The following is a 23,831-nucleotide window of genomic DNA, read 5'->3' on the forward strand; positions in this document are numbered from 1 at the left end:
GTGCGGTGAGGGCCGGGTGGGAGCGCCGTCCTCGCTTCCACCCGGCCCGGTTCATGGGGCCGTTCAGGCGGACCCGAGTGGGGCGCGGGCTGCCAGGCGAGACAGGAGGGCCTCGCGGTGGGCGGGGTCGGTGGCGAGGTCGATGGCCGTCCAAGCCATGGCGAGTCCGCCGTCCAGGACCGCGCGGTCGGCCTGTGGGGTCGTGCCGTAGCGGGTGAACTCCGGGTTGTGCATGATCGTGTCGCCGCAGTCGTACCCGATCATCGGGTGGATGGTGGGGACAACGTGCGAGACGTTGCCCATGTCCGTCGAGCCGGCCCGCAAGTTCGGGTCGACGTCGGGGACGGTGCGGCCGAGGGCGCGGGCGGCGGCGAGGTAGCTGCGGCCCATCGCGAGGTCCTGGCGGAGGTCGGCGTAGTCGTTCCCGACGGTCTCCAGGGCGAGTTCGGCGCCGGTGGCGAGCGCGCCGGCCTCGAAGCAGGCGCGGATCCGGGCCTGGAGCTCGGTCAGCTCCTCGGCTGTCTCGGCCCGGCAGTCGTAGTCGGCGGTGGTGTGGGCCGGGATGACGTTCGCCGCCTCGCCACCGGAGGTGACGACGCCCGAGACGACCGAGCCGGGCCGCATCTGCTGCCGGTACGCGGCGATGGCGACCTGGGCGATCATCATCGCGTCGGCCGCGTTGACGCCCCGTTCCGGCATGGCGGCGGCATGGGCGGCGCGGCCGGTGTAGCCGACCTTCCAACTGCTGATCGCGAGCGAGGTCAGGCCGACGGAGTCCTGCGGGGCGGCGTGCACCATCATCGCGGCGGCGACGTCGTCGAAGGCGCCGCCGCGCAGCATGTCGACCTTGCCGCCGCCGAACTCCTCGGCGGGGGTGCCGAGAAGCTTCACCGTGATGCCCAGGTCGTCGGCGAGCGGGGCGAGCGCCAGGGCGGCGGCGACCGAGGCGGCTCCGTTGACGTTGTGGCCGCAGGCGTGGCCGATGCCGGGCAGGGCGTCGTACTCGGCGCAGATGCCGATGACGAGCCCGCCCGTGCCGGCGGTGGCGGTGAACGCGGTCGGCAGGTCGCACACGCCACGGGTCACCTCGAAACCGGCGGCCTCCACGAGGTCGGTGATCCGGCGGGCCGAGCGGTGCTCCTCGTAGGCGAGTTCCGGGTCCGCGTGCAGCTGGTGGCTGAGGGCGAGGACCTCGTCCTGGCGCCGTGTCAGGACCGCCCGGGCGTGGTCCGTCGGGGTCGTCGTCACTTGGGGTCCTCCGCGTTCTTGGGGGTGCGGTACAGCAGGGCGATCGCGGCGCCCGCGAGAGAGACGCCGACGCAGATCGTCCAGGACGTCGTGTACGCGCCGAGTTCGGGCAGGACCGCGCCGGCCGGGGTACGGGCCGCGAAGACGGTGAGGACCGCCGCCGCGCCGAGGGATCCGCCGACGTTGATGAGGAGTTCGTTGATGCCGGAGCCGACCGAGGTGCGGTCGTGCGGCACGCTCTCGACGGCGAGCGTACGGGTGGAGTGCTGGAGGAAGCCTGTACCGATGCCCGCCACAGCCGTACCGGCAAGGAACGGCAGCATCGAGGTGTGCCAGGTGAGGGAGACCAGGTAGCCGACGGCCATCAGGACCGAGCCCGCGACGAGGGTCAGTCGGTCGGAGATCGCGGCGGCGACGGCGGGCGCGGCGAGCGCGCCGAGGGCGAGCGCCAGCAGGTTGGGGAGCATGGCGAGGGCGATCGCGAAGGGGTCGAGCCCAAGGCCGTAGCCGTGCTGGACCGGGGTGGTGCCGAGGAAGACGGGGTTGGCGACCTGGAGCCCGAGCATGCAGAAGGTGAAGGTGAGGGTCGTCAGGGAGACGGTGACGACGTTGCGGTGCCGGAACATCCGTACGTCGATCATCGGCTCGGCGGTCCGCAGTTCCACCAGGACCCACAGCGCCGTGACGAGGGCGCCGCCGACGAGGCAGCCGAGGGTGCGGGCCGAGTTCCACTCCCAGCCGGGCAGGCCGCCCATGCCGAGGCCGAGCATGATCGCGACGAGGCCGAGGCAGAGCAGGATCCCGCCCGCCCAGTCGATGCGGCCGCCGGGGCGGTGGGCGGATTCGGGCAGCAGACGCCAGGTCGCGGCGAGGGCGAGGCCCACGGCGGCGGTGGGGACCCAGAGGGCGGCGGTGGGGCTGTCGACCGTACGAGCGACGAAGCCGCTGGCCACCAGGCCGAGGGCGAGGCCGCCGACGAGCGCGGCGACCATGAAGCTGATGCCCCGGCGGCTCTCGCCGCCTCCCGCTCCCCCACCGTCCGCCGAGGCGGTGGCGCGGTTGCGGAGGATGCCGACGAGCAGCGGGAAGAAGCCGGCGAAGGCGCCCTGGAGGATCTGGCCGGTCAGGAGCACGCCGAAGGAGCGGCTCAGGCCGACGAGCACGGAGCCGAGCAGCACGATGGCGAGGTTCCAGCGCAGGACCCGCCGGTGGCCGTAGAGGTCGCCCATCCGGGAGAGGACGGGCGTGAACGCCACGCTGGAGAGCAGGTTGGCGATGCTGATCCAGTTCAGGTCGGCCGCGGTCACCCGGAGGGTCTCGGTGAGCCCCTTGAGCAGCGGGGACAGGAAGCCCTGGGTGATGCCGCTGGACAGCTCGACCAGCACGACGGAGGCGATCACGGCGGCGGCGGGCGTCGCACGGACGGCGTGCGCCGCCGGTGGTCTGCGCAGGGTGCCGGTGTCCGTCATACGTATCACCTGTTCGGGGAGGGGCCCTGGGGCCGGGGCGGGAGAGAGCGGGGGCGGAGGGCGCTCGGGGGGCCGGTCGTCGTCGGCCTGCCACGTGGCGGAATCCGCACCACAATGTGGCGAGTGGGCCGGTACTCGGGCAAGAGTGGGCCCGAGAGTCGGGTGAAGGCGGCATGCGGGTGGGGGCCCGCGGCGGATTCGGGCAGGGGGCGGGCGCCGAGGGCGCTTCTCGGTCATGCCGGAGACGGCGTCATGGCGATGTCGTACGGTCCGGTGGCGCCGCCCGGTCAGGGGGCGGGTCCGCCGGCGCACGGAAGCGGAAGGAGGTGTCCTCGGTGGCCACGGATTCTGTGCCCCCGTCGGAGGGGCTGGGCCTCGACGCCCTGGACCATGCCGTCCTGCGGGCGCTGCACCGCGATCCGCGTGCGCCGTTCGCCGCCGTCGCGGCGGCGGCCGGGGTCCATGAGCGGACGGTCGCGCGCCGGCTCGACCGGATGACGGCCGGCGGGAACGTGGGGTTCACGGCGGTGTTGATCCCCGAGTACCTGGGTGAGGGCGTCACGGCGGAGCTGGCGGTGCGCTGCGCGCCCGGCCGGGTGCACGAGACGGCGCTGGCGCTCGCGCGGCGGCCGGAGACGCGGTCCGTGGAGGTCGCGACCGGGGCCCTGGAGGTGTTCGTCGAGCTGAACGTGCCCGACCACGACGCGCTGCTGACCGTCGTCGACTCGGTGGTGGGGCGGATGGACGGGGTCGTCGACATCCACTCGTCCGTGGTGCTGCGGCTGCTGCTCACCGCCAGCGACTGGGCGCCGTACGACGACGAGCCGACCGACGTACGGCGCCACGCCATGGAGGGGCGGGCGCTGCCGGAGCCGCTGGCCGTGGACGAACTGGACCGCCGCCTTGTGGCGCTGCTGCACCGTGACGCCCGGATGTCGACGACCCGGCTCGCACGCGAGCTGCGGGTCGGCGAGACGACGGCGCGGCGCCGGCTCGCGCGCCTGATGACCTCGCACATCCTGCATCTGCGGCTGCACGCGGATCCGGCGGTCCTCGGCTATCCCGTCGAGGCACGCTTCCGGCTGGCCGTGGGGCACGACCGGCTCGACGGCGCGATCCGCGCGCTGGCGCGCGAGGCGGCCGTCCGGCACCTGGTGGTGACGACGGGGACGACGACGCTGCTCGGCTACTCCAGCCACCGCTCCGCCCGCGATCTGCACGCTTTCACGTCGCGGGTGTTCGGGCGGCTCGACGGAGTGACGTCGACGGAGGTGGCGCTGCTGATGCGGACGTACAAGCGGGCGGGGTTCGCGGAACGGGCCCCGGCGCCGACTCACGCCTCATCGTCCCCGGCCTCGTCGCCGGTCGGACGCTGACCCTCAGCTTCTGCGGCTCGGCGGGTGGGGCTGGACGCCGGTCATCAGGACGTCGAGGCCCCGGCGGGTCGTGGCGAGGACGACGCGGTCGCCCGCCCGGAGGATCCGGCCGTGCGGCGGGCGCCAGTCGAGACCCTGGACGGTCGGGCGGAAGCCCCCGAGGGTGTCCGTGGAGCGGCCGGTGAGGCGGGCGCCCGACTCACCGACGGCGAGGACGCGCCATTCGTTCTCCCGGAACGCCTGGTGGACGGAGCGGCCCTCCAGTTCGGGATGGCCGGCGACCTCGACGACGGTGAAGAGGAGCGAGCCGCGCTCGACGGGCATCACACCGAGGACGTGGCGGCCCATCATCGCGGCCGCGAAGGCGGGGGCGGCGAGCGCGGAGACGCTGCGACTGCGGGTGAGGGCGTCGGGGTACGAGGCGCGCATGGTGGCGGAGACGGTGGCGGCGAAGTCGTCGTCGTAGAGCCGCATGACGACCCGGATACCGGGGTTGATCTCCCGGGCGGCCATGACGATGTCGAGGTTCTCGCTGTCGTCGCGGGTGAGGACGAGCAGGGACTTGCTCTCCCGGATCCGGGCCTGTTCGAGCACGCCGGGGGCGGTGGCGTCCTCCAGCAGGAGCGGGATGCCGAGCTCGCGCGCGAGGGCGACGCCACGGGCGTGCGGGTCGCGTTCGACGGCGACGACCTTGTGGTCGGTGGTGCGCAGCTGGGCGAGGACCCGGGTGCCGATCTTGCCGAGGCCGGTCAGCACGATGTGGTCGCCGAGGTCCTCGGCCGGCGGGTGGTTGGCGGAGGCGGTACGGAAGGCCTCGCTGGCGTTCATCGTGGCGGCGACGACGAGCGGCAGGACGGCGAGTCCGACGAAGCCGGCGACGAGCTGGAGGATGCGGCGAGCGGCGGACTCCTCCTCGCCGATGGCCGGGTCGCCCATGGTGAAGATGTCCAGGAGCGGCAGGTACACGGCGCGCCAGAGCGGCCCGTCCTCCACGAGGGCGGTCGCGACGGAGAGCAGAAGCACGATCGCGGCCAGCACGCCGAAGACGGCGGTGACCTCGCGGGAGAGGAAGACCCGCCAGGGCAGGTGGCGGAGGTGGCCCCGGAGCCGTTCGCCGTAGCCGCGCGAGGTCGTGGGCGCCGCGGGGGCGTGGTGGTGGGTGACCTCTTCGAGCATGAGGCGGCCGTGGGTGAACTGGCGGTGGTACGCGGTGTGGGTGTCGGGCAGCAGTTGCGTACCGCCCTCCCCCCGGGGTCTCGGCGCTGTCCTCCCCCGCTGGGTCGTCCTGGTCGGTTCCGGAGAGCACGGCGAGGGTCGCCAGGTCGGTCGACTGGATGGGGGCGCCCGCGCGCCGTACGACGCCGCGGAAGACCTTGCCGTCGATCTGCAGGGTGTGGCCGTGGCCGAGGGCGGCCGCGGAGACGAGCTCCGGGACGGCGGTGTCGGTGTCCGAGAGGACGGTCGTGGAGGCGTCCGCGGTCGCGTCGGTCGTCGCTTCGTCGCCGGGTGTACGGACCTCGGCGGCGCGGTCCAGGAGGCGTTCCAGGTGCCGGCCGCGTTCGCGGTGGTACATGCGGATGACCAGGCGTATGGAGGGGTTGAGGCCGCGCGCGATCAGCGCGGCCGTCATGTTGGTCTGGTCGTCGCGGTAGGTGAGGGCGAGGGCCGCGGCCCGTTCGATTCCGGCGGCCCTGAGGGTCTGTTCGTCGGGGCGGGCGGCGACGAGGAGTTCGACCGGAGAGCGCGGGTCACGGTGGAGAGCGGCGATCTCGGCGCCGTGTTCGTCGCGGCGGGAGGGCAGGACGACGGTGATCGCTTCGCCGCACACCGCGTCGAGTTCGACGGCGAGGCGGCGGGCGAGACCGTCGTCGCCGCAGATCACCATGTGCTGGGAGCGCTGCCCGACGGGCATGCGGAGGTGGATGGTTGACGTCACGTCATTCAAGATTGCCGATCGGGGCGCCCCCGGTTGCCTTTCGCACGGGAGTTCGGCGTCAGGGTTTCGTATGGGCCGGGGTCAGGGTTCGTCCGGGCCAGGGTCAGGGCTTCGCGCGGGCCTCGGTCAGGGCTCGTACAGGCCCGGGTCGGGGCTTCGTGCGGGCCCCGTCAGGGAGTGTCCGCGCAGGGCAGGGACACCACCATGGTCAGGCCTCCCCCGGGGGTGTCCTCCGAGGTGAGGGTGCCGTCCATGGCCTCGGTGAGGCCGCGGGAGAGGGCGAGGCCGAGACCGACGCCGGTGGTGTTGTCGGTGTCGCCGAGCCGCTGGAACGGTTCGAAGATCCGTTCCCGGTCGGCCGGTGGCAGGCCCGGGCCCCGGTCGACGACGCGTACCTCGATCCGCCCGCCGAGGGCGCTCGCGGTGACGAGCACCGGCTTGCCGGGCGGCGCGTGGCGTACGGCGTTGGCGAGCAGGTTGGCGAGGACGCGTTCGAGCAGGGGCGGGTCGGCCAGGACGGGCGGGAGGTCCTCCGGGGTGTGGATGACGGGCGCCGGGCCGTCCGGGGGCAGGGAGTCCAGGGCGGCGGGCAGCACCTCCTCCAGGGTGGTGGCGCGCAGATGGAGCGTGAGCGCGCCGGCCTGGAGTCGGCTCATGTCGAGCAGGTTGTCGACCAGGCGGCTGAGGCGGGCCATGGACTCGTCGGCGGTGGCGAGGAGTTCGTCCTGTTCCTCGGGGGTGAACTCCACGTCCGGGCTGCGCAAGGAGCCCACGGCGGCCCAGCCGGCGGCGAGCGGGGTCCGCAGGTCGTGGCTGACGGCGGCGAGCAGGGCGGTACGCATCCGGTCGGCGGCCTTGACCGGCTCTATCTCGGCGGCCGCTTCGGCGAGGCGGGAGCGTTCGACGGCGACGGCCACATGGGCGGCGAAGGCGGAGAGAACCCGGCGTTCGGAGGACGGCAGGGTACGGCCCCGCAGGAGCAGGAAGAGGTCGGGCCCGACGGGCACATGGACGGCGTCGGGGTCGTCCACCGGCTGCTCGACGAGTTCGGCCGAGTCCATCGCGAAGGTCTCGCGGGTGCGGGCGAGGAGGGCCGGGATCGCCTGGTCGCCGCGGACGATGTCGCCGGCGAGCGAGGACAGGGTCTCGGCCTCGGCCGTGGCCCGGGCCGCACGTCTGGACAGCCTCAGCGACCGGTCCGCGGCGGCGGCCACCGTACCGGCGACGACGGCGAAGACGCCGAGGGCGAGGACGTTGTCGCCGCCGAGACTGAACGCGCCGATGGGTGGCACGAACCAGTAGTTGAGCAGCAGGGACGCGGTCAGCGCGGCGATCAGCGCGGAGGCGACCCCGCCGATGCAGGCCACGCCGACGACGGTCAGCAGGAAGAGAAGGGCCTCGCTGGTCAGGTCGAGGTGGCCGCGCACACTGTCCAGAAGGCAGGTCAGCAGGACGGGCAGGAGCAGTCCGGCCACCGGTCCGGCGACGCGCCGCGAGGTCGGCAGCGTACGGCGCCGGTAGGGCAGCAGGCGGCCGTGTCCGGCGCGCTCGTGCGTGACCATGTGGACGTCGATGTCGGAGGAGAGCGCGACGGTCGTCTCGCCGATGCCCCGGCCGGTCAGGAAGCGTTCGAGGCGGCGGCGACGGCTGGTGCCGAGGACGAGCTGGGTGGCGTTCTCGGCCCTGGCGAACTCGACCAGGGCGGTGGGCACGTCGTCGCCGACGACCGAGTGGTAGCTGCCGCCGACGCTCTCGACGAGACGCCGCTGCCGGGCGAGCGCGGCGTGCGAGGCGCCCGCCGCGAGGCCGTCGCTGCGGACGACGTGGACGGCGAGCAGGGCGCCGCCGCGGGCGGAGCGGGCGGCGATCCGGGCGGCGCGCCGGATCAGGGTCTCCCCCTCCGGGCCGCCGGTCAGCGCGACGACGACCCGCTCGCGGGTCTCCCACACGCCACCTATGCCCTTTTCGTGGCGGTACCTGCGGAGGGCTTCGTCGACCCGATCGGCGGTCCAGAAGAGGGCGAGCTCGCGGAGCGCGGTGAGGTTGCCGGGGCGGAAGTAGTTGGCGAGGGCCGCGTCGATCTTCTCGGGCGGGTAGATGTTGCCGTGGGCCATGCGCCGGCGGAGCGACTCCGGCGGTACGTCCACGAGCTCGATCTGCCCGGCGCGGCGGACGACGTCGTCGGGCACCGTGTCGTGCTGCGGCACGCCGGTGATCTTCACGACGACGTCGGTGAGGGACTCCAGGTGCTGGATGTTCAGGGTGGCGACGACGTCGATGCCCGCGGCCAGCAGCTCCTGGACATCCTGCCAGCGCTGGGCGTTGCGGGAGCCGGGCGGGTTGGCGTGGGCGAGCTCGTCGACGAGGACGACCTCGGGGCGGCGGCGGAGGACGGCGTCGAGGTCGAGCCCGGCGTCCAGGGCGTGGCCGGGACGGGGTCCGACGGCGGGAGCGGGGCCGAAACCGGTGGCGGAGGCGGGACCGTGTCCGGCCTCGGAGCCGGGACGGAGACCGGCATCAGCCACGGGGGCGGCGCCGAAACCGGCATCCGTGACGGAGCCGGGGCCGAAGCCGGTGTCGGGCCGCGTGCGGTCCGGGGTCCTCAGGGTCTCCAGGCCGTCCAGCATCGCCTCGGTGTGCGGGCGGCCGTGGCACTCCACGGCGCCGACGACGACATCGGTGCCGCGCGCGGCCCGGCGCCGGCCCTCGTCGAGCATCCGGTACGTCTTGCCGACGCCGGGAGCGGCGCCCAGGAAGACCTTGAGGGTTCCGGGGCGGGGGTCCGTCGGGCCCGGGGCCGGACTCTGGCTCGGGGCCCGACCCGGAGCGGAGGCGGGGTTGGACCCCTGGCGCGGTTCCGGGTCGGGACGCTGGGCCGGATCCGGGCCAGGGGGCGTGGCGACGGCGGCGGGGCCGTGACGAGGGGCGGCGGCGGCCGGGCCGGGGGCCGCGGCCGCGTGCGGGGCGTATGCCGCGCGCGGAGCGGAAGCCGCGTGCGGGGTGTCGTGCTTCAGAACTTCTCCGGCTTGATCAGGGCGGCCACCAAGTAGCCGACCAGGCTGACGGCCACCAGCAGGCCGACGATGTTCTCCACACCCATGCGTGACCGACTCCCTTGGTCCGGAAGATCTTTGACGTTTCGCACATCCAGACATACGGAACCGCGCCGGCGTCGGAGCGCACAGGCGGCTTGACGCCTCTCTGCCGCGTGCACCTTGGATCCTGACGTGATCCTGACGCAACGGGGTCGGCTACCCTACCGGCCGGTAGGGAGCTCGTGACGACGACAGGGAGGGCCCATGGGGCGCCAGTGGAGTCTTGAGGAGTCCGTCGTGGTGGACGCCGCGCCGGAGGTGGTCTACCGGCTGGTGGCGAACCTGCCCGACATGGGCCGGTGGAGCCCCGAGTGCCGACGGGTCTGGGTGCCGCGGCCGCCCGTGCGGACCGGGAGCCGCTTCGTCGGCTTCAACCGGCGTGGGCCGTTCGTCTGGTTCACCACGGGGCGCGTGTCGGCGGCGCGCGAGGGCGAGGAGTTCACCTTCGACGTCGGTGTGTTCGGGCTGCCGATCGCCCGCTGGGGGTACCGCTTCGCCGCCGAGGGCACGGGTACGCGTGTGACGGAGAGCTGGCAGGACCTGCGCACCGGCCGGGGCGCGCGTCTCGCCGAACTCCTCGGCACCGTCTTCGCGGGGACGAGCCCGGAGCGCCGTATCGCCGTGAACCGCCAGGGCATGCGCACGACCCTCGCCCGGATCGCGATGGCGGTGACCTCGTCGATGTGACCGCCGCCGGGGACGTCGCAAAAGGGGCCCCGCGCGGGGCCCCTCAGCGACAACGAGGACGTCAGGCCTTCAGGCCGGCCGCTCCGAAGGAGACGTCGAAGCGGTCGCACCAGATGGTGACGCTCGTGAAGTCGGACGGGTCGGTCCCGGCCGGCAGGGGGTAGTTCTGGTCGCCCTTGTTGCCCTTCAGCTTCCCCAGGCTCAGGTACTTGCCGTCGTCGAAGACGCGCCACCCGTCGATGCCCTCCTTGACGGGGGCGTCGGTCAGCCAGACGCGCAGGTCGGGGCCGTTGCTGGTGTCGAGGTCCTCCAGGCGCAGCGTCAGGCTGCCGTCGGCGAGCTTGATGAGCTTCACCGTGCCGGTGGTGGCGTGCTCGTGGCTGATGAGCGTGCCCTGCGCGACGGTCTGCGGCCCGGCGGCCGGGTCCGCGCCCTGGCCCCCCGCGCCGGCGGAGGCCGAGGCTGCGGGTGCCGTCGGGAGCGCCTCGTCGATCGTCTCGTTCTGCCACAGCTTCCAGGGCTGGAACCAGTAGAGCCCCACGGCCCCCAGCGCCACCGCGACCACCATCGCGCCCCACAGCAGCGACTTCCTGCCCCCACGTGCCACGATCTCGCCTTCCTACGTGCCTTTGATCTTCCTTCCCCGGCATTCCACCCCGGGCGGGGCCGTGGGCGCCACATCCGGGCCGATGACGAAAGTCTTACGCCGCATGACGGCGCCCACCAGGACGGCTACGGCGGCGACCGCGTACGCGATCGTGCCCACCGCGTTCGCGTCGGAGAACGCCAGGCCGGTCACGTACTTCGCCGCCCCCGCCACGGCGACGAGCAGCCACTCCCAGCGCCCGTCCAGGGCGACAAGGGCGACCAGGAGCAGGGCGTACCAGGAGTACCCCGGGGTCAGCAGCAGGAAGGCCGTCCCGGTCACCAACAACGCGCCGCTCCAGGGGCGTTCGGGATCTCCGCGCCGGACGACCCAGGCGCAGACGGCGAGCAGGACCACCGCCAGGGCGGGCAGGACCACGGAGGGCGGCAGGACGAGCCGCAGCAGGGCGTAGCGGTTGCGGGAGTCGGCGTCGTCGTAGCCCTCCTCCTCGACGTACCCGCCCAGGTAGCCGAGGACCGAGCCGCCGGAGAGGAGCATGTACGGCACGTAGGACAGGACGGTCACGGCCGCCGCCGGTAGCAGCACCGCCGCCGCGTCCCTCGCGCGCCGTACGCCGGCCAGCGCTCCGGGCAGCACGATCGCCGGCATCAGCTTCACGGCGACGGCGGCGCCCAGGAGCGTTCCTCCCGCCCCGCGCCGGCCGCGTGCCACGAGGCCGAGTCCGGCGAGGGCCAACAGAACGCCGAGGACGTCGACATGGGCGTTGTTCACGGCTTCGACGGGGACGGCGGGGCACCAGGCCCAGTAGGCGGCGGTACGGGGATCGCCGCGGCGGCGCAGGATCATCAGCAGGGCCCCGGTGACCGCGACGGAGAGGAGCGCGCCGCCGATCTGGAGCGGCTTCAGTCGGCTGTCGTCGGGGGCGAGGAGGTGGACGCCGAGGAAGTACGACTCGGCGAGCGGCGGGTAGATGGTGTGCACGGTGGGGCGGTTGAGGCGTGTGCAGCCCGCGTCGGCCGTGGCCGGTGGCGGCGCGAGCGGGGACACGGCCGGGTCCTGGCAGGCGGTTCCCTCCGGGAAGAGCCAGTCGTCCCGTAGGGGCACGAGCGCGGGATCGTCGGGGGCGTGGTCGTACGGCGAGAGGCCCGCCGCCTGGACCCGGCCGTCCCACACGTAGCGGTACGCGTCGGTGCTCGTGCGCGCCGGGGCGACCAGGCCGGTGGCGGCGACCAGCGCCGAGCCCGCAAGGACAAGGACGACGGCCCGACGGGGCGGCACCTTTCGCAGGGCGAGGAGGCAGGCGGCGAAGAGCGCCCAGGAGGCGGCGTACCACCAGGAGAGCCCGCCGGGGTCGGTGTAGTAGCCGTCGTGCCGGACGGTGGCCACCAGGACCGTGGTGAGCGCGGTGACGAGCCCGCCGGCCAGGGCGGTACGGAAGTCGATCACACCCGGCAGCGTGGCAGCCGGTGGTGCGGCGAGGGGGCCGCCGCCCCGGCCGTCCGCGTTTCGTAAGGAGTCGATCCCCCTCTCGCCGCCCGGGGGACGGTGAGATGGAACGCATGACACCGCGCATCGCGCCTCCTCCGCTGCCGACGTTCCGCGCCCGCCTCCATGACGCGAGGACGGCCACCGCGATCGGTCGCTGGCTCGGGCTCGCCCTCCTGGTCTGCTTCGTCACGGGCGTCACGAGCCACTATCTTCAGCGGCCGCCGGACTGGCTCGCCGACGTCCTGCCGAGCCGGCCGACGTGGGGCTACCGCTTCAGCCAGGGACTGCACGTGGCGAGCGGGATCGCCGCGATCCCGCTCCTGATGGCGAAGTTGTGGGCCGTGTATCCGAGGCTCTTCGTCTGGCCGCCCGTGCGCTCCGTGCGGCACGCGCTGGAGCGTCTCTCGGTGGCCGTCCTCGTCGCGGCGGGGGTGTTCCAGCTGTTCACCGGCTTGCTGAACATCGTCGAGTGGTACCCGTGGCCGTTCTCCTTCGTTCCCGTGCACTTCGCCGTGGCCTGGCTCCTCGCCGGCGCCCTGCTGCTGCACGTCGCCGTCAAATGGCCCGACATCCGAGCCCATTGGGGGCGCCGTTCGGAGGGGACGCTCGAGCTCCCCGCCGAGGACGAGGTCGACCGGCGGTCGCTCCTGACGGGCGTCGCGGCGGGTGTCGCGGCGGTGACGCTGACGACGGTGGGCCAGTCGTTCACCCCGCTGAAGCGCCTCGATCTGCTGGCGCCTCGTCACCCGGACCACGGGACGCAGGGGCTGCCCATCAACCGCACGGCCCTCGCGGCCGGGGTGAGCGCGGCGACGGCGCGCGACTGGCGGCTCACGGTGACCGGGCCCCGGTCCTACGCGCTGACCCTGGCCGAGCTGCGCGCCCTGCCGCAGACCGTGGTGCGGCTGCCGATCGCCTGCGTGGAGGGGTGGAGCGTGGAGGCGGGGTGGACCGGTGTACGGATCCGGGACCTGCTGGAGCGGGCGGGGGCACCGCCGAGTTCCCGGGTACGGGTGGTGTCCCTGGAACCCCGGGGCGCGTACCGGGTGATGGAGATGGGCGCGACGTACGCGGAAGATCCGCTGACCCTGCTGGCGCTGCGGCTCAACGGGCAAGTGCTCTCCCTCGACCACGGCTTTCCGGCGCGGATCATCGCGCCGAACCGGCCGGGTGTGCTGCAGACCAAGTGGGTCGCCGGACTGGAGGTGCTGTGAGGGGAGTCCGGTACGCGCTGGGTGCGCTGGGGGTCGCGATGATGGGGCTCGGCGCCGTCCTGGTGGTGCGCACGGGGACCGTCGGCGAGGTGCTGCTCTGGCTGGCGGGGGCGATCGTGCTCCACGACGGGCTGATCGCGCCGCTCGTGCTCGGTGTCGGGCTGCTGCTCGCCGCCCTGCCCGCGCGCGGCACGGTGCGCGGCGGTCTGATCGTCGCGGGGGCGCTGACGCTGGTCGCGCTGCCCCTGATGCTGCGGCCGGGCAGCGCGCCCAACCCGACGGCCCTTCCCCTGGACTACGTCCGCAACTGGCTCGTCCTGATGGGGGTGGTGGCCGTCGGCACGGGCGCGCTGCTCGGCGTACGGTGGCTGGCTCGCCGTCGGCCGACTCAGCGGCGCCGCAGCTGAAGGAAGCCGCGTCCCTCGGCCCGCCAGCGGCGCTCGACCCGCCACCCGGCGGCGTCGGCGTACGCGGGCAGGGCCCGGGCGCCGACGCGCGCCCACGGGAAGTCGGCGCCGCGCGCGCCCCGTCCGTCGACGACCCGGACCTCGACCCGCTCGTCGACCTCAGGCTCCGCGGCCTCCACGAGGGCCTGTCCCCCGGGCGCCACCAGGGCGGCGGCCCGGGCGAGGAGGGCGCCCGGGTCGCCGCCGATGCCGATGTTGCCGTCCATCAGCAGGACGGTGCCCCAGCGGCCCTCGCCCGGCAACGGGTCGAAGACGGACCGGCACAGGGCGGTGCCGCCGCCGGAGACCGTACGGTCCACGGCCGCCTGGCACACGTCGATGCCGAGCACGGGCCGGCCGGCAGCGGCCAGCGCGTGCACCAGGCGCCCCGGTCCGCAGCCGACGTCGAGGACGGCACCCTCGCAGCGGGCGAGCACGGTGGCGTCGGCCGTGTCGGCCTCCGCGCACCAGCGTTCGACGTCCAGCGGCAGGAGCCAGCCGTCCGCCCGCCGCAGGTAGAGCGGACCCCGGCCGGCGCGGAGGGCGTCGCCCCAGGGATCGGCGCGCCAGGCGCGGCGGGGGGCCGGGGGGTGTACGGGTGTTGTCTCCGACTCCAGCGCGCTCATACGATCCCGGCCCACGCGTCGTCCCGAGCGGTGGTGGCGGTCGTCCCGGTCAACTCCGCGTGGCAGGCCGCGAACCGGCTGCGCGGGGCCTGTGCGGCGACCGTTCGGGCGTCTGCGACCGTGTCGACATCCCTTAGGCGCGGAAGGTCTCGTACTCGCAGGCCCGCGGCGGTGAGACGGGCACGCTGGACCGCTCCGGTCTCCGGTACGGACATGGGCACCCCAAGCAGCAGTGCCGGGTCGGGGACGGCGAGGCCCAGCGCCCAGAAGCCACCGTCCTCGGCGGGCCCGAACCACGCGTCGCAGGCGCCGAAGTCGAGCCCGGCGCCGAGGAGTTCGGGGCTGACCTGGGGGGTGTCCATGCCGATCAGCAGGGTGGGACCCGTACAGCGGGCGAAGGCGGCGGCGAGGCGTTCGTCCAGGCCGCCCGGGCTCTGGGCGACGACCTCGAAGCCGTACGGGAGCCAGTCGCCGGGTGCTCCGTCGAGGGCGAGGACGCGGCGGTCGGCGGGCGTGTCGCGCACGGTCGCCAGGGTGTCGGCGAGGGCGGCCTCGGCGAGCCGGGCCGCCTGGTGGGGCGTGAAGGGCGGGGTGAGCCGGGTCTTGACCCGGCCGGGCACGGGTTCCTTGGCGATGACGAGGAGGGTGCTCACCGGTGCGCCTCCGAGGGTGCTTCAAGAGCGGCCGCCTTCGCGGTCAGTGGCGCCTCACGAAGCACCCCGCGCATGTCGCGGACGGCCTGCCAGGTGCCCCGCCAGGTGCCGGTGACCTTGGACTTTCCCGTACGGGACAGGTACGGGACGTCCCGCTCGCGCACCCGCCACCCGGCGTCGGCGGCGCGCACGACCATCTGGAGCGGGTAGCCGCTGCGGCGGTCGGTGAGGTCGAGGGCGAGCAGCGCCTCGCGTCGAGCGGCCCGCATCGGGCCGAGGTCGTGGAGGCGGAGTCCGGTGCGGCGGCGCAGCATGCGGGCGAGGGCGAGGTTGCCGGCCCGGGCGTGGAGGGGCCAGGCGTCGCGCGTCCGGGGCCGTCGGCGGCCCAGGACCAGGTCGGCCTCCCCCGCGGCCACCTGGGCGGCGAACGGCACGAGGAGCGCGGGGTCGAGGGAGCCGTCGCAGTCGCAGAAGCAGACGATGTCCGCGTCGGCGGCCAGCAGGCCCGCGTGGCAGGCCGCTCCGAAGCCGCGGCGGGGTTCCGTGACGACGGTCGCGCCGAGGGCGCGGGCGAGGGCGGGGGAACCGTCGGTCGAGCCGTTGTCGACGACGATCGCCCGCCAGCCTGGTGGCACCCTCTCCAGGACCCAGGGCAGCGCCCCGGCCTCGTCGAGGCAGGGCAGGACAATGTTCACCGCGTACGTGGTCGCGGAAGGCGAGTCGGTCACGAGCCTCACCGTACGAATCCCGCACGGACAAAAGGGATGTGCGAACCTTACGAAACACGGACATCGACCCCGTTGCCGCGACCCGGGCGTGCCCCGTCTCCCTCTCCGGTGCGAGGCTGACCCCCATGCAGCAGCGTGAACAGCCCTCGCGGACAGCACCGCGTGTCCTGGTCGTGGACGACGATCCGACCGTCGCCGAAGTGGTCACCGGTTATCTGGAGCGGGGCGGCTTCGCCGTCGACCGCGCCGCCGACGGGCCGTCCGCGCTGACGGCCGCCGGGGCACGGTGGCCGGACCTGGTGGTCCTCGACCTGATGCTGCCGGGCATGGACGGCCTGGAGGTCTGCCGGGAGTTGCGCCGGCGCGGTCCGGTTCCGGTGATCATGCTGACGGCGCGCACCGAGGAGGAGGACCGGATCCTCGGCCTGGAGATCGGCGCGGACGACTACGTCACCAAGCCCTTCAGTCCGCGTGAGCTGGTACTGCGGGTGGAGGCGGTGCTGCGCCGCCACACCGAGGTCCGGCGGCCGGGCGCGCTGCTGCGCGCGGGTGACCTGGAGGTCGACCCGGCGGCGCGCCGAGCGGTGAGGGGCGGGCGCCAACTGGCCCTGACTCTGCGGGAGTTCGACCTGCTGACCTACTTCATGCGGCATCCGGGTGAGGTGTGCGACCGCGAGCGGCTGATGCGGGAGGTGTGGGGCTGGGACTTCGGTGATCTGTCGACGGTCACGGTCCACATCCGGCGGCTGCGCGGGAAGGTCGAGGAGGACGCGGCCAACCCGCTGCTGATCCGGACGGTGTGGGGCGTCGGATACCGCTTCGACGCGACGGGACGACCCGACACCCCGCCGGACCGGGCCCCGGGTCTCGGTGCCGACTCCACCACCACACCCGAGGGCTGAACCGTGCGCGACATACTCCTCATCGCCGTCTACGCCTTCGTGGGCGCGGCGGCCGCCGGTCTGATCGGGGCCGGCCTGCTGCGCCTGTGCCGGCGCCGTTCGGTGGCCGTCTCGCTCGCCGTCGTGGCGTCCGTCGCCGTGACGGCGATGCTCTCCGGGACGCTCGCGGTCGCCTGGGCGATGTTCCTGTCCCCGCACGACCTGTGGGTGGTGACCACGGTCGTCGCGATGGCCGCCGTCGTCTCGCTCGGCACCTCGCTCCTCCTCGCCCGTCGTGTGGTCGTCAGCGCCAGGGAACTCGCCGTGGCCGCACGCGACTTCGGGGAGGGCGGGGTGTTCACCGCTCCCGGTGTGCCCGCTCCGGCCGAGTTCGCCACGCTCAGCCGGGAGTTGTCGGCGACCAGCGAGCGGCTCACCGCGTCCCGGGAGCGCGAGCGCAACCTGGAGGCGTCCCGCCGGGAGCTGGTCGCCTGGATCTCGCACGATCTGCGCACCCCGCTGGCCGGTCTGCGGGCCATGTCCGAGGCGCTGGAGGACGGCGTGGTCGCCGATCCGGTGCGCTACCACCGGCAGATCAGGACCGAGGTGGACCGGCTCAACAGCATGGTGGGCGATCTGTTCGAGCTCTCCCGCATCCACGCGGGCGCGTTGACGCTGAGCCCGGCGCGGATGTCGGTGCACGACCTGGTGGGTGACGCGCTGGCGGGCGCGGTGCCGCTCGCGAAGGAGCAGGGGGTACGGCTCGTGGGCGACGGGGTCGCCGAGGTGCCGGTGGAGGTCGACGGCCGGGAGATGACCCGGGTGCTCGCGAACCTGCTGGTGAACGCCATCCGTCACACGCCGGCCGACGGCACGGTCGCCGTCGCGGCCGAGCGCCGGGCCGAGTCCGTGGTCCTGTCGGTCACGGACGGCTGCGGCGGCATCCCCGAGGACGCGCTGCCCCGGGTCTTCGACACGGGATGGCGGGGTACGGAGGCCCGTACCCCTCCGGGCGGAGCGGGGCTCGGTCTCGCGATCGTCCAGGGCATCGTGGAGGCGCACATGGGCCGTGCCGATGTGCGGAACGTGGACGGCGGTTGCCGGTTCGAGGTCACGCTCCCCGCAGCCCGCTCGTAGCGAACTCGGCCATGCCGTCGGCGAAGCCGACCTCGGGGCTCCACCCGAGGTCGGCGCGCAGGCGCGCGGAGTCGGCGGTGATGTGGCGTACGTCGCCCAGCCGGTACTCCCCCGTGACCAGCGGCGGCGGCCCGCCGTGCGCGGCGGCGAGCGCGGCCGCCATCTCGCCGACGGTACGGGGGTCGCCGCTGCCGGTGTTGTACGAGCCGAGGCCCGCGGGCGCCCGGTCGTCGAGGGCCTCCAGGGCGAGGACGTTCGCGGCGGCCACGTCCCGTACGTGGACGAAGTCCCGGCGCTGGCCGCCGTCCTCGAAGACGCGGGGCGCCTCGCCGCGGGCGAGGGCGGAGCGGAAGAGGGAGGCGACGCCGGCGTACGGGGTGTCGCGGGGCATGCGGGGGCCGTAGACGTTGTGGTAGCGCAGGGAGACCGCGCGGCCGCCGGTGGCGCGGGCCCAGGCGGCGGCGAGGTGCTCCTGGGCGAGCTTGGTGGTGGCGTACACGTTGCGCGGGTCGGCGGGGGCGTCCTCGGCGACCAGGCCGGGCGCGAGGTCGGCGCCGCAGGTGGGGCAGCGGGGTTCGAAGCGGCCCGCCGCGAGGTCGCGTTCGGCGCGCGGTCCTGGGCGGACGGGGCCGTGGGCGGGGCAGTCGTAGCGGCCCTCGCCGTAGACGACCATCGAGCCGGCGAGGACGAGCCGGTCGACGCCGGCCTCGGCCATGGCGGCGAGCAGGACGGCGGTGCCGAGGTCGTTGCAGGAGACGTAGTCGGGGGCGTCGGCGAAGTCCTTGCCGAGGCCGACCATGGCGGCCTGATGGCACACCGCCCGCACGCCCCTGAGGGCGCGCGCGACGGTCTCCCGGTCCCGCACGTCGCCGTACACCCACTCGCCGACGGCGGGCGGGGACGGGGCGGGTCCTTGGTGGGCGGTCGGGAGGAGGGCGTCGAGGACGACGGGCTGATGGCCACGGGCCGCGAGGGCCTCGACGACATGGGAGCCGATGAAGCCCGCGCCGCCGGTCACGAGTACACGCATACGGATCACGGTACGGAGGCGGCGGGCGTCTTCCGGGGGCATGCGCGCCGACGTCCCGGTTCCGTAAGGAGATGTGGCCGCCCGCCGGCTAGTCAGCGGGGTGACAGCACGCGGAACTCCTGGCCGTCCGGGTCGGCGAGGACGACCCACCCGTGGTCGTCGGGGGCGGTCTCCACGCGGGTGGCGCCGAGGCCGAGCAGGCGGTCGACCTCCGCCCCCTGGTCTCCGCCGGCGGGGAGGGCGAGGTCGAAGCGCAGCCGGTCCCTGGCCGCCCGCTCCATCAGGGGCGGGCCTCCCCAAGTGACCTTCGGGCCGCCGCGGGGCGAGCGGACGGCGGTCTCCTGATCCTGGTCCCAGACCAGCGGCCAGCCGAGGGCCCGGCTCCAGAAGTACCCGACCTCCTGCGAGCCGTCGCACGCGAGCGCCCCGATGAAGCCGCATTCGGCGAGGAACGCGTTGCCCGGCTCGATCACGCAGAACTCGTTGCCCTCGGGATCGGCGAGCACGAAGTGGCCGTCGTCGGGCGTCTGGCCGATGTCGATGTGTCGGGCCCCGAGATCGAGCGCCCTGGCGACGACGGCCTGCTGGTCGTCCAGGGAGGTGCTCGTCAGGTCGAAGTGCATCGGGTTCTGGACCGACTTGGGCACGTCGGTCGGGAGGAAACGGAGCCGGAAGCCGGTGTCGTCGCCCGGCAGCAGGACGATGCCGTCGTCGGGGTCGTCGACCGTCTCCCAGCCGAGGAACCCCGCCCAGAAGCGGGAGAGGCCGACCGGGTCGTGCGCGTCGATGCAGAGGGCGTGGAGGTGGGACGTCATCCCTCGGTGTCCGTTCCGCCGGTGCGTCGCCCCGGCAAGCAGATGGTCGTACGGTTCCTGGTGCGGGCCGAGCCTCGCCGTTCGGCGCCCGCACGGTCAACCGATATACGGGCGCCGGGATAGGCCCCCCTATGGGGTCGCTATGACAAGCCCCTCAGAGGCTCGCGAACAGGTCGTCCAGCGGGGCCGGTACCTGCTCGGGGGCGAGGGCTTCAACGAGGAGGCGGCCGTAGCGGATCTTGCGGCCCTTCTTCGTGCCGAGGAAGCGCCGCAACTGCCGGTGCCGGGGGCTGCCGTGGTGGGCGGGCTGGTGCAGGAAGGTCTGCCAGGGGCGGAGGTCGCCCTCGGCGGCGACGATCTCCTCGACCGTCGCCGTGCCGAGCGCGCGGATGAGCTCGTCCTCCAGGTCGGCCGCGCACACGAAGACGTCCCGGCGTGGCGTCCCGGCGCGCTCCAGGGCGCGGTCGAAGAAGGGCCGTTCGCGCTCGTCGCACAGTCCGGTCAGGCGCAGGCCGAGGCCGGCGGGCCCGAGGAGGTCGGCGTAGCGGCCCACGCTCATCGCCCCGCCCATCGCCACCACGCAGACGCCCTCGGCGGCCAGGTCCCGGCCCCGGCGTTCGGCCAGGGCCTCGACGGCCGCGAGGTCGCTCAGTCCTTCGAGCAGCACCGCCGTACGCACGCCAAGGCGGCCCGCCAGTTCCTCCGCCGCCCCGCCGGGACCGCCGCTCGCCCACGCGCCGACCGCGTCCTGGAACGCCCGCATCTCCACCATGGGGCCGAGTCTGCCCGCCGACGGACTGCACGGCACCGGAATATTCGTGCCGGCTACGCCGTCGCGTGCAGGTGGACCGGGAGGGTCTGGTGGCCGTTGCTGATCAGGGACGGCAGGGGCCGGAGGTCCGCCGGGTCGACCGCCAGGGCGAGGTGGGGGAAGCGGGTGAAGAGGTGTTCGAGGGCGGTGGCCACCTCCAGGCGGGCGAGCGGGGCGCCCAGACAGAAGTGGATGCCGTGGCCGAAGGCCAGGTGGTCCTTGGTGGCGCGGGTGACGTCGAAGGTGTCGGCCGTCGGGCCGTGCCAGTCGGGGTGGCGGTTGGCGGCCGCGTAGGAGGCGAGGATCGCGTCGCCGCGGGCGATGGTCCGGCCGTCGGGGAGCGGGATGTCGGTGATCGCGTAGCGGAGCGGGAGGTGCTTGACGGCCGGTTCGAGGCGGAGGGTCTCCTCCACGACGTCGCCCCAGCCGGAGCGGCCGGCGCGCAGGTGGGCGAGCTGGTCGGGGTGGGTGAGGAGGGAGGTGACCGCCTGGTCGATGACGTTCACGGTCGTCTCGTACCCGGCGCTGATGACCAGCAGGAGGGTGTCGCGCAGTTCGGGCTCGGTCAGGGTGGAGCCGTCCTCGTCGCGGGTGGCGATGAGGAGCGAGGTCATGTCGTCGCCCGGCTCGGCGCGTTTGGCGGCGATGAGCTCGTCGAGGAGGCCGTAGAGCCGCCCGGTGTTGGCCATGGCCTCCTCGGTGGTGAGGGTGGTGTCGAAGACACCGTCCACGAGCGCGCGGAAGCCCTCGCGGCGGGCCGTCGGGACGCCCATCATGTGCCCGATGAGGGCGATCGGCAGCGGGTACGCGAGCCGCTCGCGCAGGTCGACGACCGCGCCGCGCGGCTCGGCCGCGAGGTCGTCGAGGAGCCCGGTGACCAGGGCTTCGACGACGGGGCGCAGGGTCGCGACGCGGCGGGCGGTGAACGCGGGGGCGACCAGGCGGCGGAGCCGGGCGTGGTCGGAGCCGTAGGCGGTGAACATGTTGGAGACCGCGACCCACAGCGCGAGCGGCCACTCGGGGACGGCCTTGTCGAACTCGGGCCAGTGGAGACGCCCGTCCTTGGACACGTCCGGGCCCGTCAGGAGCTTCCTGAGCAGCAGCGGATCGCTGACCGACCACGCCCGCACACCGAGGACGTCCACGAGGGCGGCGGCGCCCTGGGCGCGCAGCAGCCGGTGTTCGGCGTGGTGGTCGGCGCCGGTGGGGTCGAGCACGATCGGGGGGTTCGGCCTGATCACAGCGGGTCCTTTCGCGGGCGTACGGGACGGGAGCCCTCTTCAAGACTGGCGGGCCAGGCGTTCTGACGGAAGATCAGAATGTGGCCGGGGTGGCCTGATCGCGTAGCCGCCCCGGCCATCAGGTCATCTGTCCCGGACTCTTGACTCCGCTCGCGGCAGTCGGGATCCTCGACCCACCTTTCGCTCGGAACATGACAATCCTGCGCTCCGCCGCCCGCACACCGTCCCTCGACCGAAGACGTGAGTGATGCCCATGAGACCCCCCACGCGCAGCCGTACGTCCGGCAGGCGCGGGCCGCTGGCCGTGCTGGCGCTGCTGCTCGCCACCGTGACCATGCTGCTCGCCCCCGCCTCCGGTTCCGCCGCCGACCCCTCCTGGTGGAACCCCTCCGCACGCCCCGCACCCGACTCCCAGATCAACGTCACCGGCGAGCCGTTCAAGGGCACGAACGACAAGGGCGAGGTGCGCGGGTTCGTCGACGCGCACAACCACCTGATGTCCAACGAGGCCTTCGGCGGGCGCCTCATCTGCGGTCAGACCTTCTCCGTGAAGGGCGTGGCCGACGCGCTCAAGGACTGCCCCGAGCACTACCCCGACGGTTCGCTCGCGATCTTCGACTTCATCACCAAGGGCGGCGACGGCAAGCACGACCCGGACGGCTGGCCGACGTTCAAGGACTGGCCGGCCCACGACTCGCTCACCCACCAGCAGAACTACTACGCCTGGGTGGAGCGGGCCTGGCGCGGCGGCCAGCGGGTCCTCGTCAACGACCTCGTCACCAACGGGGTCATCTGCTCGGTCTACTTCTTCAAGGACCGCAGCTGCGACGAGATGACATCGATCCGGCTGCAGGCCCGCAAGACGTACGAGATGCAGGACTACATCGACAACATGTTCGGCGGCCCGGGCAAGGGCTGGTTCCGGATCGTCACCGACTCGGCGCAGGCCCGTCAGGTCATCGAACAGGGCAAGCTGGCGGTCGTCCTCGGCGTCGAGACCTCCGAGCCCTTCGGCTGCAAGCAGATCCTGGACGTCTCGCAGTGCAGCAAGGCGGACATCGACCGAGGCCTGGACGAGCTGCACGGGCTCGGCGTGCGCAGCATGTTCCTGTGCCACAAGTTCGACAACGCGCTCTGCGGGGTCCGCTTCGACTCCGGGGCGCTCGGCACGGCGATCAACGTGGGCCAGTTCCTGTCCACCGGGACCTTCTGGAAGACCGAGCAGTGCGCGGGCCCGCAGCAGGACAACCCGATCGGGCTCGCCGCGGCGCCGAACGCGCAGAAGGAGCTGCCGGCCGGCGTGAGCGTGCCCACGTACAACCAGGACGCCCGGTGCAACACCCGCGGGCTCACCGATCTCGGCGAGTACGCGCTGCGCGGGATGATGAAACGCAAGATGATGCTGGAGCTGGACCACATGAGCGTGAAGGCCGCCGGCCGGGCCTTCGACATCATGGAGTCGGCGTCCTACCCCGGCGCGATCTCCTCGCACAGCTGGATGGACAGCAGTTGGACCGAACGGCTGTACAAGCTCGGCGGGTTCGCCGCCCAGTACATGAACGGGTCCGAGGCGTTCAGCGCGGAGGCCAAGGCCAAGGACGCCCTGCGCGACAAGTACGACGTGGGCTACGGCTACGGCACCGACATGAACGGCGTCGGCGGCTGGCCCGGCCCGCGCGGCGCCGACGCGCCGAACAAGGTCACGTACCCGTTCCGCTCCACGGACGGCGGCTCGGTCATCGACCGGCAGACCACCGGGCAGCGGACCTGGGACCTCAACACCGACGGCGCCTCGCACAACGGCCTGGTGCCGGACTGGATCGAGGACATCCGGCAGGTCGGCGGCCAGGACGTGGTGAACGACCTGTTCCGGGGCGCCGAGTCCTACCTCGACACCTGGGGCGCCTCCGAGCGGCACCGGGCCGGGGTGAACCTGGCCGCGCGCGCACCCGCCTCGGCGTCCACCACGGAGTGGTGGAACCCGTTCACCACCTTCGTGGCCGACCGGGCCGTCGACGGTGACCCGGGGACGCGGTGGGCGAGCGAGTGGAAGGACGACCAGTGGCTCCGCATCGACCTCGGGGAGCCGCAGCTGGTCAAGCGCGTCACGCTCGACTGGGAGCGGGCGTACGGGAAGGCGTACCGCGTCGAGCTCTCCGACGACGGCACGAACTGGCGTACCGCCTGGTCCACCACGACCGGTGACGGCGGCCTGGACACCGTCCAGTTCGCGGGCACGACCGCCCGGTACCTGCGGGTGTACGGGGTGGCGCGCGGCACCCAGTGGGGGTACTCGCTCAAGGAGGTCGGGGTCTTCAGCGGCTGACGGAGAGCCGGGGATCC

At 73.6% G+C, this 23,831-nt stretch carries 21 protein-coding genes and 1 pseudogene; 7 read left to right on the forward strand and 15 right to left on the reverse strand.

Translation table 11 applies throughout. The features are described 5' to 3' along the window. Nucleotides 1-63 precede the first annotated feature (63 nt). Both ACWCO8_RS22970 and ACWCO8_RS22975 read right to left on the reverse strand, forming a co-directional pair. Nucleotides 64-1,248 carry an amidohydrolase gene (locus ACWCO8_RS22970; RefSeq protein WP_451033798.1) on the reverse strand — a complete coding sequence of 395 codons (1,185 nt, stop codon included), beginning with the start codon at nt 1,246-1,248 and terminating at the stop codon, nt 64-66. Continuing rightward, on the reverse strand, nt 1,245-2,717 hold the full coding sequence (locus ACWCO8_RS22975) for an MFS transporter (protein WP_451033799.1): 1,473 nt from the start codon (nt 2,715-2,717) through the stop codon (nt 1,245-1,247). Before ACWCO8_RS22975 ends, ACWCO8_RS22970 begins: the two co-directional genes overlap by 4 nt. Nucleotides 2,718-3,052: 335 nt before the next feature. Between ACWCO8_RS22975 and ACWCO8_RS22980 the strand changes: the two genes are divergently transcribed. Beyond that, nucleotides 3,053-4,093, forward strand: coding sequence for an Lrp/AsnC family transcriptional regulator (locus ACWCO8_RS22980; RefSeq protein WP_451033800.1), 1,041 nt, complete (start codon nt 3,053-3,055; stop codon nt 4,091-4,093). A 3-nt stretch (nt 4,094-4,096) separates the two neighbouring features. Here ACWCO8_RS22980 and ACWCO8_RS22985 read toward each other — a convergent pair whose 3' ends face one another. The 4 genes and pseudogenes from ACWCO8_RS22985 to kdpF form a co-directional block, all read right to left on the reverse strand. After that, nucleotides 4,097-5,269 (reverse strand): potassium channel family protein, encoded by a 1,173-nt coding sequence (locus ACWCO8_RS22985; RefSeq protein ID WP_451033801.1) that lies wholly within the window; start codon nt 5,267-5,269, stop codon nt 4,097-4,099. 418 nt (nt 5,270-5,687) lie between these two features. Further along, nucleotides 5,688-6,005: pseudogene (locus ACWCO8_RS22990) on the reverse strand (NAD-binding protein); the annotation flags it as partial. A 194-nt stretch (nt 6,006-6,199) separates the two neighbouring features. Next, nucleotides 6,200-8,746, reverse strand: a complete 2,547-nt coding sequence (locus ACWCO8_RS22995; protein ID WP_451033802.1) for an ATP-binding protein — start codon at nt 8,744-8,746, stop codon at nt 6,200-6,202. A 293-nt stretch (nt 8,747-9,039) separates the two neighbouring features. Continuing rightward, nucleotides 9,040-9,129, reverse strand: a complete 90-nt coding sequence (kdpF, locus tag ACWCO8_RS23000; protein WP_362014401.1) for a K(+)-transporting ATPase subunit F — start codon at nt 9,127-9,129, stop codon at nt 9,040-9,042. A gap of 199 nt (nt 9,130-9,328) precedes the next feature. Here kdpF and ACWCO8_RS23005 point away from each other — a divergent pair, with 199 nt between their 5' ends. Next, the gene (locus tag ACWCO8_RS23005; protein WP_451033803.1) at nt 9,329-9,811 is read left to right on the forward strand and encodes an SRPBCC family protein; all 483 of its coding nucleotides are present in this window, start codon (nt 9,329-9,331) and stop codon (nt 9,809-9,811) included. A 61-nt stretch (nt 9,812-9,872) separates the two neighbouring features. On the opposite strand, the gene ACWCO8_RS23010 is transcribed toward ACWCO8_RS23005, so the two are convergent. Both ACWCO8_RS23010 and ACWCO8_RS23015 read right to left on the reverse strand, forming a co-directional pair. After that, nucleotides 9,873-10,379: a DM13 domain-containing protein gene (locus ACWCO8_RS23010; protein ID WP_451033969.1), complete on the reverse strand. Its 507-nt coding sequence runs from the start codon at nt 10,377-10,379 to the stop codon at nt 9,873-9,875. Between the two features lie 51 nt (nt 10,380-10,430). Next, nucleotides 10,431-11,864 (reverse strand): glycosyltransferase family 87 protein, encoded by a 1,434-nt coding sequence (locus ACWCO8_RS23015; protein WP_451033804.1) that lies wholly within the window; start codon nt 11,862-11,864, stop codon nt 10,431-10,433. A 113-nt stretch (nt 11,865-11,977) separates the two neighbouring features. Between ACWCO8_RS23015 and ACWCO8_RS23020 the strand changes: the two genes are divergently transcribed. Next, complete coding sequence (locus tag ACWCO8_RS23020) at nt 11,978-13,120, forward strand: molybdopterin-dependent oxidoreductase (protein ID WP_451033805.1); 1,143 nt, start codon at nt 11,978-11,980, stop codon at nt 13,118-13,120. After that, nucleotides 13,117-13,527, forward strand: a complete 411-nt coding sequence (locus ACWCO8_RS23025; RefSeq protein ID WP_451033806.1) for a hypothetical protein — start codon at nt 13,117-13,119, stop codon at nt 13,525-13,527. Before ACWCO8_RS23020 ends, ACWCO8_RS23025 begins: the two co-directional genes overlap by 4 nt. On the opposite strand, the gene ACWCO8_RS23030 is transcribed toward ACWCO8_RS23025, so the two are convergent. The 3 genes from ACWCO8_RS23030 to ACWCO8_RS23040 are packed head-to-tail and all read right to left on the reverse strand — an operon-like array spanning nt 13,509 to nt 15,582. Beyond that, on the reverse strand, nt 13,509-14,192 hold the full coding sequence (locus tag ACWCO8_RS23030; RefSeq protein ID WP_451033807.1) for a methyltransferase domain-containing protein: 684 nt from the start codon (nt 14,190-14,192) through the stop codon (nt 13,509-13,511). The genes ACWCO8_RS23025 and ACWCO8_RS23030 overlap by 19 nt on opposite strands. Further along, complete coding sequence (locus tag ACWCO8_RS23035; protein ID WP_451033808.1) at nt 14,189-14,845, reverse strand: TIGR04282 family arsenosugar biosynthesis glycosyltransferase; 657 nt, start codon at nt 14,843-14,845, stop codon at nt 14,189-14,191. Before ACWCO8_RS23035 ends, ACWCO8_RS23030 begins: the two co-directional genes overlap by 4 nt. Further along, on the reverse strand, nt 14,842-15,582 hold the full coding sequence (locus tag ACWCO8_RS23040; protein ID WP_451033809.1) for a glycosyltransferase family 2 protein: 741 nt from the start codon (nt 15,580-15,582) through the stop codon (nt 14,842-14,844). Before ACWCO8_RS23040 ends, ACWCO8_RS23035 begins: the two co-directional genes overlap by 4 nt. 116 nt (nt 15,583-15,698) lie before the next feature. Between ACWCO8_RS23040 and ACWCO8_RS23045 the strand changes: the two genes are divergently transcribed. Both ACWCO8_RS23045 and ACWCO8_RS23050 read left to right on the forward strand, forming a co-directional pair. Further along, entirely contained in the window at nt 15,699-16,475 is a 777-nt protein-coding gene (locus tag ACWCO8_RS23045) for a response regulator transcription factor (RefSeq protein ID WP_451033810.1), read from the forward strand. Nucleotides 16,476-16,478: 3 nt separating this feature from the next. Next, complete coding sequence (locus ACWCO8_RS23050) at nt 16,479-17,591, forward strand: sensor histidine kinase (protein ID WP_362014368.1); 1,113 nt, start codon at nt 16,479-16,481, stop codon at nt 17,589-17,591. Here ACWCO8_RS23050 and ACWCO8_RS23055 read toward each other — a convergent pair. The 4 genes from ACWCO8_RS23055 to ACWCO8_RS23070 form a co-directional block, all read right to left on the reverse strand. Beyond that, a complete protein-coding gene (locus tag ACWCO8_RS23055; RefSeq protein WP_451033811.1) occupies nt 17,566-18,621 on the reverse strand; it encodes an NAD-dependent epimerase/dehydratase family protein in 1,056 nt (351 codons plus the stop codon). The genes ACWCO8_RS23050 and ACWCO8_RS23055 overlap by 26 nt on opposite strands. Nucleotides 18,622-18,713: 92 nt before the next feature. Beyond that, nucleotides 18,714-19,436 (reverse strand): VOC family protein, encoded by a 723-nt coding sequence (locus ACWCO8_RS23060; RefSeq protein WP_451033812.1) that lies wholly within the window; start codon nt 19,434-19,436, stop codon nt 18,714-18,716. Nucleotides 19,437-19,590: 154 nt separating this feature from the next. Continuing rightward, nucleotides 19,591-20,208, reverse strand: coding sequence for a TOPRIM nucleotidyl transferase/hydrolase domain-containing protein (locus tag ACWCO8_RS23065; RefSeq protein WP_451033813.1), 618 nt, complete (start codon nt 20,206-20,208; stop codon nt 19,591-19,593). 53 nt (nt 20,209-20,261) lie between these two features. Further along, the gene (locus ACWCO8_RS23070; protein ID WP_451033970.1) at nt 20,262-21,485 is read right to left on the reverse strand and encodes a cytochrome P450 family protein; all 1,224 of its coding nucleotides are present in this window, start codon (nt 21,483-21,485) and stop codon (nt 20,262-20,264) included. 337 nt (nt 21,486-21,822) lie between these two features. Here ACWCO8_RS23070 and ACWCO8_RS23075 point away from each other — a divergent pair, with 337 nt between their 5' ends. Next, entirely contained in the window at nt 21,823-23,814 is a 1,992-nt protein-coding gene (locus ACWCO8_RS23075) for a galactose-binding domain-containing protein (RefSeq protein ID WP_451033971.1), read from the forward strand. The last annotated feature ends 17 nt before the right edge of the window (nt 23,815-23,831 follow it).

It is taken from the genome of Streptomyces sp. NPDC001927, from assembly GCF_053594455.1.

Coding starts and splice junctions, on each gene's coding strand:
- ACWCO8_RS23005 (WP_451033803.1), top strand. CDS start 9,329: ATGGGGCGCCAGTGGAGTCTTGAGGAGTCCGTCGTGGTGGACGCCGCG.
- ACWCO8_RS23045 (WP_451033810.1), top strand. CDS start 15,699: ATGCAGCAGCGTGAACAGCCCTCGCGGACAGCACCGCGTGTCCTGGTC.
- ACWCO8_RS23010 (WP_451033969.1), bottom strand. CDS start 10,379: ATGGTGGTCGCGGTGGCGCTGGGGGCCGTGGGGCTCTACTGGTTCCAG.
- ACWCO8_RS23030 (WP_451033807.1), bottom strand. CDS start 14,192: ATGAGCGCGCTGGAGTCGGAGACAACACCCGTACACCCCCCGGCCCCC.
- kdpF (WP_362014401.1), bottom strand. CDS start 9,129: ATGGGTGTGGAGAACATCGTCGGCCTGCTGGTGGCCGTCAGCCTGGTC.
- ACWCO8_RS23020 (WP_451033805.1), top strand. CDS start 11,978: ATGACACCGCGCATCGCGCCTCCTCCGCTGCCGACGTTCCGCGCCCGC.
- ACWCO8_RS23075 (WP_451033971.1), top strand. CDS start 21,823: ATGCTGCTCGCCCCCGCCTCCGGTTCCGCCGCCGACCCCTCCTGGTGG.
- ACWCO8_RS22985 (WP_451033801.1), bottom strand. CDS start 5,269: ATGCTCGAAGAGGTCACCCACCACCACGCCCCCGCGGCGCCCACGACC.
- ACWCO8_RS23055 (WP_451033811.1), bottom strand. CDS start 18,621: ATGCGTGTACTCGTGACCGGCGGCGCGGGCTTCATCGGCTCCCATGTC.
- ACWCO8_RS23065 (WP_451033813.1), bottom strand. CDS start 20,208: ATGGTGGAGATGCGGGCGTTCCAGGACGCGGTCGGCGCGTGGGCGAGC.
- ACWCO8_RS22995 (WP_451033802.1), bottom strand. CDS start 8,746: ATGCTCGACGAGGGCCGGCGCCGGGCCGCGCGCGGCACCGATGTCGTC.
- ACWCO8_RS23060 (WP_451033812.1), bottom strand. CDS start 19,436: ATGACGTCCCACCTCCACGCCCTCTGCATCGACGCGCACGACCCGGTC.
- ACWCO8_RS22975 (WP_451033799.1), bottom strand. CDS start 2,717: ATGACGGACACCGGCACCCTGCGCAGACCACCGGCGGCGCACGCCGTC.